This window comes from Acutalibacter sp. (assembly GCF_056800975.1).
In genome coordinates this window covers 1-15,065 of the sequence record NZ_JBQISV010000054.1, presented here as the reverse complement: position 1 = coordinate 15,065, position 15,065 = coordinate 1, and the positions used below count along the sequence as shown (strand labels likewise).

Below are 15,065 nucleotides of genomic sequence, written 5' to 3'. Positions count from 1 at the left end.
CTTCCCGAACAATCCAGCAGATGGTAGATGCGGCCCCAGAGGCTCAGGAGTGCTGCACAGATGGGTACAGCGGCTATCTCCCTGGAAAGCACATTTTCAATGTCCATAACAAAAGTGACACCTTTACAATGGAAGGCGTCAACGCTGACCTGCGGCATTATATCCCGACCTTGGCACGGCGCAGCAGGTGCTTTCCCAGAAAGCTGGAGAACCTTCAGGCCGTTCTTGCTGTTTTTGTTCGCGCTTATAACCGCTTTGGTGCGCAGAAAAGTCGTTTTCGCTCTTTGACTTCCTTTAACTCTGCCTTTAGACACTCCCCCGGCAGGCCCGCCGCTTGACAAGACCGCCTCTGTCCGCTATAATGAGAGAAAGAGAAACCTGTGACAAAGTGTAAGTAGGCCGGAGGGCTGCTCTACAGAGAGCCGCGCAGTGGTGGAAGCGCGGCGGGCGCGCCTGGCTGAATGGGCTTTTGAGGGCAGACCGAACCCCCCGGCAGCTGTACCGGGTCCGCCTACTGGACCCGGCATAACTGCCGGGTCCAGTAGGCGAGACGGAGCGGCTCTCCGTTACCAAAGCTAGCGCGTGTGGACGCGCACTGAGTGGACGCGGGAAAAGCGTCAAGCCGGGTGGTACCGCAGGAGCAGAGCTTTTGTCTCTTATGCCCCTGTCCCAGCAGAGAATTTTCTGCCGGGGCAGGGGCTTTTTGCTCCTCCCCGGACCATATGCTGAAAAAGGAGCGGAAATCCTATGGAAAACCAAGAAAAAAAGCGCATTCTAAGCATGTATCAGTGCACAGGCACCTTTACCCTGGGCAACTACCTGGGGGCCCTGCGCAACCATATCAAGCTGCAAGAACAGGGCTATGAGTGCGTCTATGCCCTGGCCGACCTTCACGCCCTCACGGTGCGCCAGGTGCCTGCCGAGCTTCGCAGATACACCAAAGAGGCCTATGCCTTTTTGCTGGCTATGGGCCTGGACACGGAGAAGACTGTGTTCTTCATCCAGAGCCAGGTGCCCCAGCACAGTCAGCTGGCCTGGATTCTCAACTGCTATACCCAGTTCGGAGAGCTCAGCCGCATGACCCAGTTTAAAGATAAGTCTGCCAAGCACGCGGACAATATCAACGCAGGGCTGTTCACCTACCCCTGTTTGATGGCCGCGGACATTCTGCTGTATCAGGCGGACTATGTCCCTGTGGGCGCGGACCAAAAGCAGCATGTGGAGATTGCCCGGGACATTGCCGAGCGCTTTAACGGCATTTACGGCGACACCTTTACTGTGCCAGAGCCCATGATCCCCCAGCACGGGGCCCGGGTCATGTCCCTGCAAAACCCCTTAAGCAAAATGTCCAAGTCCGACGAGAACCAGAACGGCAATATCTCGGTGCTGGACGATCCGGACACCATTATGCGCAAGTTCAAGCGGGCCAAAACAGACAGCGGCAGCCAGGTGCGCTTTGGCGAGGGCAAAGAGGGGGTGAACAATCTCATGGGCATTTACGCTGCTGTCACTGGCAAAAGCTATGAGGAGATTGAGCAGGAGTTTGCAGGCAAGGGCTATGGAGAGTTCAAGCCCGCAGTGGCTGAGGCGGTCATTGCCGAGCTGCGGCCCATTCAAGAGCGCTACCGGCAGATTGTGGCAGACAAGGCCTTTTTAGAGGAGGCCTACCGGGCCCAGGCCCCCCGGGCCCAGGCCATTGCCCAGCGGACCTTGCGGAAGGTCTACCGCAAGGTGGGCCTGGTGGACTGACCGGAGCATAAACAGAACCCAAAAACCAGGAGGGGAGATTGTATGGAATCATTGCGGGAATTGTACCGGATTGGCAGGGGGCCCTCCAGCTCCCACACCATGGGGCCTGGGCGGGCGGCCGAGCGCTTTCGGGCAGCATACCCAGAGGCAGACAGCTTTCAGGCAACCCTGTACGGGTCCCTGGCCAAAACCGGCAAGGGCCACCTAACAGACGTGGCTGTGCTGGAGGCCCTGGAGCCTGTGCCCACCCGGGTGCTGTTCGACACCCACACCGAGGACCTGCCCCACCCTAACACGATGGAGCTGGAGGCCTTCCGGCTGGGGGAGCGGCTGGGCTTTTGGCGGGTGTTCAGCGTGGGGGGCGGCAAAATTCAGATTGAGGGGCAAAAAGAGGCAGACCCGCCCCAGGTGTACCCCCTGCGCAGCTTCTCCGAAATTAAGGACTATTGCCGCAGCAGGGACCTCTACCTGTGGCAGTATGTGGAGGAGTGCGAGGGGCCGGGCATTTGGGACTACCTCTCAGAGGTGTGGGAGGCCATGAAGGAGGCCGTGTACCGGGGCATTCGCAAGGACGGAGAGCTGGCCGGAGGCCTGGGGGTGCAGCGCAAGGCCATGTACCTAAACCGCCAGCGGCACATGGACGAGAGCAAAGAGACCCGGGAGAACCGAAAGGTATGCGCCTATGCCTTTGCTGTCAGCGAGGAGAACGCCGGGGGCGGGGTTATTGTCACAGCCCCCACCTGCGGGGCCTGCGGGGTGCTGCCCGCTGTGATGCTCTACAAGCAGGAGCAGCAGGGCTTTTCTGACCGGCAGATGCTCAAGGGGCTGGCAGCGGCAGGGGTTGTGGGCAATGTCATCAAGGCCAATGCCTCCATCTCTGGGGCCGAGTGCGGCTGTCAGGCAGAGATTGGCAGCGCCTGCTCTATGGCTGCGGCAGGGCTGGCGGAGATTTACCACATGGACCTGGACCAGATTGAGTATGCGGCCGAGGTGGCTATGGAGCACCACCTGGGCCTGACCTGCGACCCCATTGGGGGACTGGTGCAGATTCCCTGCATTGAGCGCAACGCGGTGGCAGGCATGCGGGCCATCAATGCCCTGAGCCTGGCCAACTTTTTGACCTATACCCGCAAAATCAGCTTTGACATGGTGGTAAAAACCATGTATGAGACCGGCCGGGACCTGTTCAGCAAGTACCGGGAGACCAGCGAGGGGGGGCTGGCAAAAACATGGCGGGAGTAACCCCCAGCAGGGAGGCCCAAACGCTGACCTTTGCCAGCCGGGAGGAGCTGCGGGCCTGGCTTTCTCAAAACTGCCGGACCAGCGGCGGCGTGTGGCTGGTGTTTGGCAAGGCCGGGGGCCCAAAAACCGTAAAGGCCTCAGAGGCCCTGGAGGAGGCCCTGTGCTTTGGATGGATTGACGGGCAGATGCAGCGCCTGGACGGGAAGACCTATCAAAAATACTTCTCTCCCCGCCGGGAGAAAAGTAAGTGGTCTGAAAAGAACCGGGCCCTGGCAGAGAGCCTGGAGGACCGGGGGCTGATGACCCCCTATGGCAGAGAGAAAATAGAGCAGGCCAAGGCCAACGGCCAGTGGTATGCCCCCGGCCCTATGCAGCTAACAGAGGAGCAGGTGGACCAGGTTGCCGCTTTGCTGCAAGGCAGCGAGCCCGCCTGCACAAATTTTCTGGCCATGCCCATGTCTGTGAAAAAGACCTATGCCCGGGCATATTTTGACGCGAAAACCGAGACCGGGCGAAGCAAACGCCTGGCCTGGCTGGCGGACAGGCTGCACAAAAACCTGAGGCCCATGGAGCCGGATCAGAAAGATTAACCAGGAATCCCAGTGCCAGAAAAATTGCGCACAGCTTGCAGGGTTTGGGTTGTGTCTGCCAGCGGCGGACACAGCCCCCAGGCCCGCCTTATGCCGCGGCAGATTTCTATGAATGATATACCCCCCAGGTAAACCCGCCCCAGGGACCTACTACGAAGTGGAACGAAACTTCTGCTTTGGTGGATAAAAAATGAAATAAATGTGTGATTTACACCACCTTTCGCAGAGCAAGACATTAGCTACCCATTAGGATGAACTTACAGCTGATGTTCTGGTTCTCAGCAGCACAACTCGAAGTCCTTTCAATAAAATGGATAACCGGAAGTAGACCCCATTCAAGGTATACCCCCGATTTCCAAATATAATATGGAAGGTGAGCTAACGTGAAAAAGAAATGTATTCAGCAGAAATATATTTTTTTCTTGCTTTTCCTTATCATGATCATAATATCCATTTCCGGATGCTCAAATACAGAGAAAAAAAGTTCAAAAAAGCCCAATACCCAGGAGACTGCCGAAAGCATGGAGGAGACTACCGGACTGAGAACGGTCTCCATACTGGTGGACTTGATTGACAATGCCCCTGCTGAAGTCATTACCAAGACACTGAACAGTGTTCCTGGTTTTGGGGAGGAATTTATCTATCAGCTTGAGGTATTGCCCCCGTCTTTTAGCGCCCAGGAGCGGGACGCCGCCATTACCCGCGTACGCACGGAAATAATGGCGGGGAAGGGGCCTGATCTGTTCCTTTGTGCCCAAAAGCTTTATGGGTATAATGCTGGTCTGGATACTACGCTCTTTTTCAAATTCCCTGTGCAGGCTATGTCAAATCATCTTTTATTGCCCTTAGATGACTACATTGAAAAAGCCGGGAACATAGGCTGGGATTCATTACAGCCCGTGGTCATGGAGGCGGGCCGCAATGAAGAAGGACAGCAGATCATTCCTCTGACTTACACCTTCGAGGCAACACTATTTGACAGTTCCTACACCCCGAAGTCCCAACTTCCTATGACTTGGGAGCAAATGACGGAGGACCCAGACCCCAATATCCGGGCTGCATCAGACGGGTATCTGTACAATATCATCGGCACTCTGGTAGACTATTCACAAGATGTTCCCGTCTTTTCAGAGGAGGAACTGCTGGGATGGGTGGCAAAACAGTATGATACATGGCAAACGGTACCTGAAGAATCTCGAGATGTCCTGCGGGTTTGGATGGACCAGGGCTACTTGTCTGACCCTGATGTAAATATTTCTTTAAGCGGTGAAGAAGAGTATACCATGATACCTCCCTACAATCTATCAGGTGGGGTGACAGCAAATATCACTACATTCGCGGCCATTAACCGCAACGCTAGGTATCCAGACGAGGCCTTTTGTGTGATCAATTACCTGTTGGACCCAGAGGTGCAGCAGACCAGCGGTATTTTCCAATACTGTATGCAGGGATTGCCGGTGTATACCGGCACGGGCAACAGCGACACTCCATCAGGAAGCTGTTGGCAGATGAACGAGGCGAATTATAAGGCCATTACAGAAATACAGAAACAAATAAATGTGGCGAACTTCCCGGGGCCTGTGGATGCGAGCCTCTGGAGTATATTATGGTTTGACGAGGATGCAAGGAAGAAATCAGTTCATGAGAAGTATGTTTTGATAGAGATGTTGCTGGCAGAAAGTTAAGAATAGGATACTTACACATGAAAAGAATGCACAGCTCTGCAAATTTACGCCTGGAATCTGACAAAAAATTTACTCCAAAATCCCCATACTCAGCTTATGGGAACACGCCCTAAGAAATGTCCCGAGACCAGGGAGCCAGCGGAGCCGGGCCTGAAAAAATATTTCGTGGGCTGTTTACCTTTTGTTTACCTATAGCGTCTAATCAACAGGAACCAGCCACGGTGAGGAAAGCGGTGAGGAACATAGGGAGCACAGACAAATGGGTCCGCAAGGCGCAGAGCGGAGACAAGGAGGCCTTCGTCCGGCTGATGGAGGAGAGCCAGCTCAGTATGTACCGCACGGCAAAGGCCATTCTTCACAACGAGGCCGACGTGGAGGACGCGGTGCAGGAGGCCCTGTGCCGGGCCTTTTACAAGCTGCACACCCTGCGCCAGCCCAAGTTTTTTAAAACCTGGCTGACCCGGGTGGTTATTAACTGCTGCTATGACCTGCTGCGCCAGCAAAAGGGGCTGCTGCCCCTGGAGGTGGTGCCTGAGGAGAGCGAGAGCGACGACCGGGACACCCCGCTGGACGTGCAGCGGGTGCTGGCGGAGCTCTCGGAGAACGACCGGCTCATCCTCACCCTGTACTACCTGAACGATTTGCCGGTAAAGGAGATTGCCCGCATGCTCTCCATCACCGAGGGCGCGGCTAAAATGCGGCTTTCACACGGAAGGAAGAAGTTCCGGGAGACCTACGGGGACCGGGAACAGGAGGTGGAATCATGGCAGCGAAAATGAAGCATGCCCGGCACAGCGGCAGTCCCTCCCCCCGGCCTGCCCCCCCCCCCAAGGCGCCCCGCCCCCTGGGGAGCCGCCGGGGCCAGCGGGCCTTTCGGGAGCAGCTGGCCCGGGAGTATGGGGTAGAGCAGCCGCCCAAGGCCTTTCAGCAGCGCTTTGAGCAGACCCTGCTTCAGCTGCCAGACCAGGTGCCTGTGCGGCCCAGGCCGGTGTATTACCTGCTGCGGCGCACAGCAGCGGCAGCGGCGGCCTTGGTTGTCACCTTTGCAGCGTTGTTGGGGGTAAACACCACCTATCCCCAGCTGACAGAGGCCCTGCCCGGGCTGGGGCCGGTGTTCCGGGCAGTCAACGGCAGCGAGGCGGAGCCCAGCCCTTCCCCTGAGCCCCTTCGGGAGTTTCAGCCTGTGACCCTGGGAAGCACAGGGGACTTCCCCTGCCTTATGCAGGTGGAGGACGCCTGGTGCGACGGCAGAACCCTACAGCTGAAGCTGTCCATAGAAAAGAGCCCCAAGCTGTTTGTCTCCATGGGCTACAGCGAGGAGGAGGCGGAATTTCTGTGGGAGGAGGGCTATGGGCTGCAGGCAACCGCCTTCTCGGCAGGAATAGAGACGGACGGCTTTGGGTCCCAGGTCTTTCCGGATTACTCCATGGAGCTGTCGGCAGGAGGAGAGAGCTGGACAGGAACAGGAGAGCTGTCTCCATTTACAGACAACGGCCAGGGCCGTTTGCAGGCCACCTGGCAGGTGGAGCTGGACGAGAACCAGGTCCAGACAGAGGAGCTGCGGGTCACCTTTGCCCTGAAGACCCTCTCTCTGGTCCGCCAGCAATATGAAATGGAACCTTACCCAGAATACACCTGGCAGGCCGGGTTTGAGACAAAGCTGGCCGTGCCGGTGGACCAGTCCAAAAACCGGGTATTCACCAGTCAGATGACAGACAATGGGGCAGCGCTGCTGCAGGTGGACTACAGCCCCAGCCGGGTGGATGTGGAGCTGGAGACCCCGGACATGGGATATCTGGGGGACCTGCTGCTGGAATTTCCCGGATATGGCGAAAAAGACCCCTTGGGCTCCTTTGCCCGGCTTGAGGGTCAATTCCGCGCCGCAGACGGCAGCGGCATAGCGGGCTTCTCCTATGAGCTGGTAAGCCGGGAGGAGCTGGAGGGCTCAAACGGTGCCCGCCGGATGCGGTTCTCCTTCTTCAACGCATATATGCAGGAGGACTGCCGGGGACCCCTGGTGCTGACTGTGACCGAAACGCCCCTGTGGCCCTCCCGGGTGGTGGCGGAGTTCACCATTGACCTAGACACCGGGAGCATTGCCCCCAGCGAGAGCTACCTAAACCAGGGGTTGGAACGGGCGGACACATCCAGGGAATCCTACCCCCTGGATGCAGACTGCTTTACCAACGGCTTTCTGGCTGTCAACGTCAGCCATAGCCAAGAGGATTATATAGGGGCAGCCGTCACCCTGGCGGCAGAGGCCTGGCTGGAGCCAGGGCGGGTCCTGGTTCTCAACGGGTATTCCCAGGGGGCTCTCATGCAGAGCTTTATGGCAGTAACAGGGGAAGATCCTGTGGCGGACGAGAGGGGCTCCTACCAGCAGTGGGAGGCCGTTACACCCAGCTGGGGTGAGGTGCATACCATGCTGGGCTTTCAGCTGTACCCGCCGGGGAATATGAATGGGACAGAGGGGGGATTTTGGTCAGGGTATGACCGGCTGGAGCTGGTGGACGGCAACACAGGCAAGGTGCTGATTGAGGACCTGGGGCAGGCCCATGAGCAGGCAGTGGCAGCGCTCACCGGCCAGACCTCAGAAGAAGCCGCCTCCTCAGCCGGAGAGGAGGCGGCACCCCCAATGGACGGACAGGCGGAAACCGCCATAGACGCCTAACGCGGTCCCTTGACCTCGGGATCAGCGCCCAGCCCTCTGGCAGCGCCCAGCCCTCTGACAGTGCCCAGCCCTCTGGCAGCGCCCGAGCCTCCGGTAGTACCCCGGGCCTCTGACAGTGCCTGAGCGTTCCTCTTGTGGGCTTGACTGGCAGAGGCGGCTCCCCTCCCATAAACATGGTTTTACATCTGCCCGGCTGACAGAAAAAAGCGCCCCCTTCCACGCAAGCGCACACGGTGGAAGGGGGCCGCTTTTTTTATTGTGGCCTGGGGCCCGACTGAGGCGCAAAGCCGGGTTTGGGAAAAGACTGGCCCCGCCGGTAGGCCCGGTTAGTTGGCAGCTTGTCTCCTGCTGGCAGACGCTCGCCCCACACTCCGCCGGGGGTCTGCATCGGCCCAGTCTTTGCCCTGGAACCGCCTCTCTCCCTGTCAAACTGCCGGGCAATCGTAGGGAGGGCTTTTCTGTTCGGGGCTCTGCCCGGCAGGCCCGGGGGGCGGGGTCTGCATCAGCCCAGTCTTTACCCTGGAACCGTCTCTCTCTCCCTGTCAGACTGCCGGGCAATCGTAGGGGGCTTTTCTGTTCGGGGCTTTGTCCGGCAGGCCGGGGAGCGGGTCTGCATCGGCCCAGTCTTTGCCCCGGAACCGCGCCTCTCCCTGTCAAACTGCCGGGCAAGGGTCTTTTCTGTTCGAGGCTCTGTCCAGCAGGCCTGGGGGCAATTTGGGACGCTCTATATGGCCACCCGTTCGCCCCCCGCCTTGTCAAACAGCTCCCGAATCTCCGCCAGCAGCCCTTGATACGCCTCCCCGGCCAGCGCCCCGCTGTGGAACAGCCGCCGGGCGCAGCGCTGGGCCTCCCGTAGCAGCTCTACATCCGTGGCCATGTCCGCAATTTTCATCTGGGGCAGGCCGTGCTGTCTTTGGCCGAAAAAGTCGCCTGGCCCCCGCAGCTTCAGGTCTGCGTCCGCTATGGCAAAGCCGTCCCGGGTGCTTTTGAACAGCCTAAGCCGCTCCACGGTCTCCGGCCCGCCGCTGCCGCAGATGAGAATGCAGGTGGACTTGTGCTTGCCCCGGCCAATGCGCCCCCGCAGCTGGTGGAGCTGAGAGAGCCCATACCGCTCTGCGTTCTCAATAAGCATAATGGCCGCATTGGGCACGTCTACCCCCACCTCTACCACCGTGGTGGCCACCAGCAGGCGGGTGCGGCCAGCGGCAAAGTCCCCCATAACCTGCTCTTTTTCGGCTGGCTTCATTTTGCCGTGGAGCACCCCCACCTCTATCCCCGGAAAGGCGGCGCGGACTGTTTCCCCGTAGGAGGCCACGCTCATCATGCCGCTGCCGTCCTCCTCAATCAGGGGGCAGATGAGATACCCCTGCCGCCCCTGGTCCAGGTGCTTTTGAATGTAGCCATAGGCCCGCTGCCGCTTGCCCGGGTCAATGAGATAGGTCTCAATCTCCTGGCGGCCTGGGGGCAGTTCGTCCAGCACCGACACCTCCATGTCCCCATAGGCCATAAGGGCCAGAGTGCGGGGAATGGGCGTGGCGCTCATGACCAGCAGATGGGGGGAAGCCCCCTTCTGGGTCAGGGCCACCCGCTGGTTAACGCCGAACCGATGCTGCTCGTCGGTAATCACCAGCCCCAGGCCCTGAAAACGGACCTTTTCGCTGATGAGAGAATGGGTGCCAATGGCCAGGTCAATCTCCCCTGCTGCCAGCTGCTCTAGCAGCCGCTTGTGTTCGGCGGGCTTGACACTGCCAGTGAGCAGGGCGCAGCGCACCCCCGCGGGCTCCAGCAGAGCAGAGAGGGACTGGTGGTGCTGGGCCGCCAGAATCTCGGTGGGGGCCATGAGCGCCGCCTGCCAGCCGGAGCGGATGACTGCCCAGCAGAGGGCCGCCGCCACCGCGGTTTTGCCGCTGCCCACATCCCCCTGCACCAGCCGGTTCATGGGAGAGGGACCGGCCATGTCGGCAATGCCCTGGGCAATGGCCCGCTGCTGGGCCCCAGTGAGCCGGAAGGGCAGAAGCCTGGCAAAGTCCTCAGGAAACCGGTCCGGGATGGGGTGCAGGTTCTCCTCACGCCGGCCGCTTTTAATTTGCATCAGCCCCAGCTGCAGCACCAAAAACTCCTCAAACACCAGCCGCCGCCGGGCAATGTCCAGATCCTCCATAGACCGGGGAAAGTGGACGTTTTCCAGGGCATAGCTCAGGTGGCAGAGCTGATATTCCTCCCGCAGCCCTGGGGGCAGAGGGTCCTCCAGGGTCTCTGGCAGCTGGGCAAGGGCGTTTTTCACTGCCTGGGCAATCACCCGGGAGGAGAGCCCCTGGGTAGAGGGATAGACCGGCACAAAGCCCTGGGCCTTTCCCTCCTCTACAAAGTCCGGGGCAGTCATGGCGCAGGCAGAGCGGCCTCTGGTCAGCCTGCCCCGAAACAGATAGGTATGCCCTGGCAAAAGCAGACGGGGGATATACCGGTTGTTGAAAAAGGTGAGCCGCAAAACAGACTGGCCGTCATCTGCCGCAGCGTGAATGACCAGGCGGTTGCCCTTAACGCGGGTGACAGTGGGGGCCCCGGTAATCTGGGCGCGCACCACACACAGCTGGTCTGCCGGGGCTTCGGCAATGGCGAGGGGGCTGGACCAGTCCCGGTAGTCCCGGGGATAGAGGCGCAGCAGGCCCCCCAGGCTGTGGACGCCCAGCTTTTGAAAGAGCTTGGCCCGCTGGGCGCCCACGCCCTTTAGGGCAGAGATGCTGGTGTGAAAACAGGAGGACAAGAATGTCACCTCGCAAACAGAAATCCATTTGATTATACAATGGGGGCCTGGGGATGTCAAGTTGGGGGGAGGAGCGGGAGTGTCATGCCGCGCATTTTATTTGATTTACGTCCAGGATGCCTTGTAGAGGCAGAGCTGCGCGTCCGCCCGTCTCTCCCTTCCACAGAGTGGGTGGATGATATCCAGTTCTGCATTAAAATCCGCGAAAGGGACACTCCCAGGGCATGAAAGGAAGTCGAAAGCAGAGAAGAAAACAGCAGCGCCAGCAGGGCGGAGCTACTGCGCTTTTTTATGCTATAAAGGGATGGCTGGCAGGAACAGCCTGAAAGGTCTCCAGCTTTTTGGGGAGAACACCTGCCGTGACGCGGGCCATACACAGCCCCTCTCTACCGGGAACCCTACGGCGGGGACATGGAATATAATATTACTGTGGACCGGGTAAGGCTGGCCTGAGCCAACAAACGGCACGAAGGATGGGAGGTGTGGCCCGTGGATGAGAGATGTCCCTCTGACCCCCAGGGGGAGTGCCTGGGGCTGATTAAGGCCCGGGAGCTGGAAGGGGACTTGGGGGAGCTGAAAGAGGCGTTCAACGAGCTGCGGCGGCAGAATTCCCACAGGCATGGACAAATCTTCGACCAAATCCATATACTGGAAAAGGGCGATCTGGCGCGAAGCCTGCAATATGACAGCATTATGAGCACCCTCAAGAGTTTGGCTGAGTCTATTGACCTGCTGGGCAAGCGCCTGTCTGAGCTTGAGATGAAGCCCGCCCGGCGCTGGGAGGACGTGGTCAAGCAGCTTTTGGGCATGGCGGTGGCGGCGCTGGGAGCCTTTTTGTTGGGAAAATTTGGGCTGTAGCAGCCCTGAGAGGGAGATGCCTTTACCATGCTGAACTGGAAGGTTCGTATCAAGAACAAGGCTTTTTGGCTGGCCCTGGTGCCTGCCCTGCTTCTGCTGGTTCAGGCAGGGGCGGCGGTGGTGGGCGTTGCCATTGACTGGGGAGAGCTGGGCAACCGGCTTCTCGCTTTAATCAACGCTGTCTTTGCGCTGCTGTCCGTGCTGGGGGTGGTTAACGACCCCACCACCCAGGGGCTCGCGGACAGCTCGCTTGCCATGACCTATCAAAAGCCCAAGCAGACCGGCCAGGCTCTGCCGCCGGAGGAGAGCCTGGGGGCCGAAGACCATGACCGGTCGAAGGAGGGGTGAGAATGGTAGCTGTCCGCAAAAATTGGGTCGACCCTGACCGGTACGGCCTTAAGTGCCCCTACCCCATGAGGCCCACCCGTATTGTGGTGCACAACACGGGCAACGATACCTCCGCCGAAAATGAGGTAGCCTACATGATTCGTAATGACAGTGAGGTGGGCTTTCACGCGGCAGTAGACGATGTGGAGATTGTTCAGGGCATTCCCTTTGACCGCAACGCCTGGGCCTGCGGCGACGGCAACGGCAAGGGCAACCGGGAGGGCATCCATATTGAGATTTGCTACTCCAGGTCTGGGGGGGCAAGGTTCATTCAGGCGGAGCAGAACGCTGCCCGGTACATTGCCAGCCTGCTTAAGGAGTATGGCTGGGGCCTGGAACAGGTCACCAAGCACCAGGACTACAACGGCAAATACTGCCCCCACCGAACCCTAGACATGGGCTGGGCGCGTTTTTTGAATATGGTTGAGAATTTCTGGAAGGAGGACGAGCAGATGAGCGGGGAGGAGTTCTACCAGCTGTTTAAAGAGAGCATGGAACGGTATGCCCAGGAGCTGGCTCAAAAACCCGTTGCCGGTTGGGCCGAGAAGCCGGTTGCCCAGATGGAGGCAGAGGGGTTGATGAGCCGGGACGCAGAGGGCAGCCTTCGGCCTCAGAGCTTTGCTACCCGGCAGGAGGTGGCGGTGATTGCGGCGGGGCTTTTAGAGCGGGGGGAGGAGTAGAGAAAACAAGGGTGCTGCGCTGCGGGCAAGCCCCTCCCCCTCGATGAGCTTGATTGGGAGGCCTGGGCTTTGCTGTCCATGTGCCGGGCTCCAGGCCTGCCCGCGGAGGACTTATAAAAGAGGCCCCGGCTTTCTCTTTGGAGGAGCCGGGGCTTTTTTAACTTCAAACTAACCCAATTTACAGGGACCGGCTACTTCAAGCCTCAACAATCAAAGAAAAAATCCCCAGGAACCACAAAATTCCTAGGACTTCCTTAGCCTTACCGTGCTTAAAAGATGCCGCCTGCTCGCGGGCAAAAAAACTTCGCGCACCCACCAATACGGGTGCGCGAATCGGGTGCAGCGTCACGCTGCTGGTGGGCGCTAACGGACTTGAACCGCTGACCCCCTGCACGTCAAGCACTCCGGGCCAGTACACGCCTACACAAAATCCCGCATAAAATCTAGCTTTTTCGGCTCTCCCGGCACAGGCGGGAATGGGGATTTTCAACCGCTGGGTAGTCAAAAAGTAGTCAAATGCAGAACAGGACGAGAGGGAAATTTTCAAATTTTTGAATTTCCCTCTTGACATTTGTTGCTACATAAGCTATTATACCTTTTGTAGCAACGAAAGTGAGGTGAATCCGTGGCTACATCAAAGATGGGCCGCCCAACCGATAGTCCAAAAGATTATATGCTTCGCGTTCGGATGGATGAAAAGACACTTAAAAAGCTAGATGAGTGTGCTTCCATTATGGAAACAAGCAGAAGTCATGCAGTACGCATAGCAATTAATCGTCTAGAGGAATATGTGAAAGAGGCATGGGGGCCAAAACAATAACAGAACCGCCTGACACTCTCCAAAGCCCAGACGGTTCCCAAACAAGAACACACCAAAGATGTGCTAAATCATTATAGCACCCTCTTTGGTGGAAATCAAGGAGGAAATTCCATGTCAGCAATCGAAAAAATTGAGAAGTACATTGAGAATACAGGGAAAATATCTGGGAGCTATAGTATGCGGATGTGCGAAACGTATGAAATGATTCGTATGGCCTCAGAAACACCCGTTGAAGCGCTTTTACTTGCCTTTCAATATGGCCAGGCTAAAGGCTACCGCGCGGCTAAAGCGGAGGTAAGAAAAAAACGAAGCACATACCTCTTACTGAAGCGAAAGAGCTGGAAGCCGTGGCACAGATTCGCGCCATACTGGCCGACTTAGGCCCCAGCGGTTACCTGACCTTTACCCTGGCCGGTGTGCTGGAATTGGCCGAGGAGAACATCAAAGACGACCTGCTGCGTAACCCTATGGACCGAATACACCAGCTAGAGGAAAAGCTGACGGCCTTACAGGAGACCAGGAACGAGGCGCAGCATGAGTGATTTTCAGATTTTCAACAACCCCGAGTTCGGGGAAATCCGTACCATCCAGAAGGATGGCGAGCCTTGGTTCGTTGGCAAGGATGTTGCCGCCGCTCTGGGGTATAAGGACACTGTTAACGCCCTGAAATCCAAAGTTGACGATGAGGACAAAGGGGGGTGGCAAATCACCACCCCCTCCGGCCCCCAGGATATGACCATCATCAGCGAAAGCGGCCTGTACTGCCTTATCTTCTCCAGCAAGCTGGAAAAGGCCAAGCGGTTTAAGCGGTGGGTGACTGCCGAGGTGCTGCCCTCCATCCGCAAATCTGGCAGCTACACCATGAACCAGTACCCGCCCGCCGTAACGCCTAATGGCTTATCAAGGCTCATCGGGAAATATGAGAAAATCATGGAGCGGATGAATTGCACTCCCGCCGAAATTGCAAACATGGCCCAGCACTTTTGCATGGTGTGGAATGTCTCGCCGCCAGAGCTCCCCACCCGTCATTTGCCTGAGCAGTTAAGCCTTTACGACCAGCCCGCTTTATATCGCCCCGACTAGCGCGATTCACACCCATCACTGCACGAATAGAAACCCGGGACTATCGGATATACCGATAGTCCCTATTATTATCCCGCCGGAAAGGGGATTTGTCAAACCGGCAGGACGGCCAAAGTTTCCGGCAAAGGTTTGTGCGTCTTAGACGCTTGTTTTCCGGGCCGCGACGTGGTAATATTAAGCCACAGCAAACCGGCCGGAGAGCAAGTAAACCTATGGAGGCGTAGGAATGGGTATACATCAAGGGTATAACTTCCAGCGGATATATGAGGCTTATCTCATGTGGTTTCACGACAAAGCACGGCCTTCCGCAGTTCCAAAGGGCAAGGAGGATCTCCTGCAATACCAAAGCGGACATGAGGATGTATATGAGGATGCGGGCGTCCTGCTAAACCGAATGTTCTTTGTCATCCCGCTGCTCCCCTCTGAGAGCAAATCCGGCCAATTCGAGCTTTTTCAATTTTCGGAGCTCAACCTAATGAAGAAGGACATAAAGTCCGATGATACAGAGGAAGTTATCTCTGTAGAGTACACAAAGC

14 protein-coding genes and 1 pseudogene are annotated in these 15,065 nt (G+C 57.8%); 13 read left to right on the top strand and 2 right to left on the bottom strand.

What is annotated here, in order from left to right:
* From ACTO5E_RS07220 to ACTO5E_RS07190, 7 genes and pseudogenes are all read left to right on the top strand, one after another.
* Positions 1 to 338 (top strand): annotated as a pseudogene (locus tag ACTO5E_RS07220) (hypothetical protein); the annotation flags it as partial.
* Positions 339 to 747: 409 nt separating this feature from the next.
* The gene (gene trpS, locus ACTO5E_RS07215; RefSeq protein ID WP_482302738.1) at positions 748 to 1,749 is read left to right on the top strand and encodes a tryptophan--tRNA ligase; all 1,002 of its coding nucleotides are present in this window, start codon (positions 748 to 750) and stop codon (positions 1,747 to 1,749) included.
* Between the two features lie 42 nt (positions 1,750 to 1,791).
* Complete coding sequence (locus ACTO5E_RS07210) at positions 1,792 to 2,991, top strand: L-serine ammonia-lyase, iron-sulfur-dependent, subunit alpha (protein WP_482302737.1); 1,200 nt, start codon at positions 1,792 to 1,794, stop codon at positions 2,989 to 2,991.
* Positions 2,979 to 3,581 (top strand): YdeI/OmpD-associated family protein, encoded by a 603-nt coding sequence (locus ACTO5E_RS07205; protein WP_482302736.1) that lies wholly within the window; start codon positions 2,979 to 2,981, stop codon positions 3,579 to 3,581. Before ACTO5E_RS07210 ends, ACTO5E_RS07205 begins: the two co-directional genes overlap by 13 nt.
* A 383-nt stretch (positions 3,582 to 3,964) precedes the next feature.
* Entirely contained in the window at positions 3,965 to 5,266 is a 1,302-nt protein-coding gene (locus tag ACTO5E_RS07200; RefSeq protein WP_482302735.1) for a hypothetical protein, read from the top strand.
* 233 nt (positions 5,267 to 5,499) lie between these two features.
* Complete coding sequence (locus tag ACTO5E_RS07195) at positions 5,500 to 6,045, top strand: RNA polymerase sigma factor (RefSeq protein WP_482302734.1); 546 nt, start codon at positions 5,500 to 5,502, stop codon at positions 6,043 to 6,045.
* The gene (locus ACTO5E_RS07190; protein ID WP_482302733.1) at positions 6,030 to 7,937 is read left to right on the top strand and encodes a hypothetical protein; all 1,908 of its coding nucleotides are present in this window, start codon (positions 6,030 to 6,032) and stop codon (positions 7,935 to 7,937) included. Before ACTO5E_RS07195 ends, ACTO5E_RS07190 begins: the two co-directional genes overlap by 16 nt.
* A 724-nt stretch (positions 7,938 to 8,661) precedes the next feature.
* On the opposite strand, the gene recG is transcribed toward ACTO5E_RS07190, so the two are convergent.
* Positions 8,662 to 10,701: an ATP-dependent DNA helicase RecG gene (gene recG / locus ACTO5E_RS07185; RefSeq protein ID WP_482302732.1), complete on the bottom strand. Its 2,040-nt coding sequence runs from the start codon at positions 10,699 to 10,701 to the stop codon at positions 8,662 to 8,664.
* A gap of 489 nt (positions 10,702 to 11,190) precedes the next feature.
* Here recG and ACTO5E_RS07180 point away from each other — a divergent pair, with 489 nt between their 5' ends.
* From ACTO5E_RS07180 to ACTO5E_RS07170, 3 genes are read left to right on the top strand one after another with little or no spacing between them, the layout of a single operon-like run.
* Positions 11,191 to 11,559, top strand: coding sequence for a hypothetical protein (locus ACTO5E_RS07180; protein ID WP_482302731.1), 369 nt, complete (start codon positions 11,191 to 11,193; stop codon positions 11,557 to 11,559).
* 27 nt (positions 11,560 to 11,586) lie between these two features.
* Positions 11,587 to 11,907: a phage holin gene (locus tag ACTO5E_RS07175; protein ID WP_482302730.1), complete on the top strand. Its 321-nt coding sequence runs from the start codon at positions 11,587 to 11,589 to the stop codon at positions 11,905 to 11,907.
* A 2-nt stretch (positions 11,908 to 11,909) separates the two neighbouring features.
* Complete coding sequence (locus ACTO5E_RS07170; protein ID WP_482302729.1) at positions 11,910 to 12,626, top strand: peptidoglycan recognition protein family protein; 717 nt, start codon at positions 11,910 to 11,912, stop codon at positions 12,624 to 12,626.
* A 196-nt stretch (positions 12,627 to 12,822) separates the two neighbouring features.
* Here ACTO5E_RS07170 and ACTO5E_RS07165 read toward each other — a convergent pair whose 3' ends face one another.
* Entirely contained in the window at positions 12,823 to 13,173 is a 351-nt protein-coding gene (locus ACTO5E_RS07165) for a hypothetical protein (RefSeq protein ID WP_482302728.1), read from the bottom strand.
* A gap of 620 nt (positions 13,174 to 13,793) precedes the next feature.
* On the opposite strand from ACTO5E_RS07165, the gene ACTO5E_RS07160 reads away from it, so the two are divergent.
* The 3 genes from ACTO5E_RS07160 to ACTO5E_RS07150 all read left to right on the top strand — a co-directional run.
* Complete coding sequence (locus ACTO5E_RS07160; protein WP_482302727.1) at positions 13,794 to 13,988, top strand: hypothetical protein; 195 nt, start codon at positions 13,794 to 13,796, stop codon at positions 13,986 to 13,988.
* Positions 13,981 to 14,529 carry a BRO-N domain-containing protein gene (locus ACTO5E_RS07155; protein ID WP_482302726.1) on the top strand — a complete coding sequence of 183 codons (549 nt, stop codon included), beginning with the start codon at positions 13,981 to 13,983 and terminating at the stop codon, positions 14,527 to 14,529. Before ACTO5E_RS07160 ends, ACTO5E_RS07155 begins: the two co-directional genes overlap by 8 nt.
* Positions 14,530 to 14,755: 226 nt before the next feature.
* Positions 14,756 to 15,065: hypothetical protein (locus tag ACTO5E_RS07150; RefSeq protein ID WP_482302725.1), on the top strand; the 310-nt coding region annotated here is incomplete at its 3' end.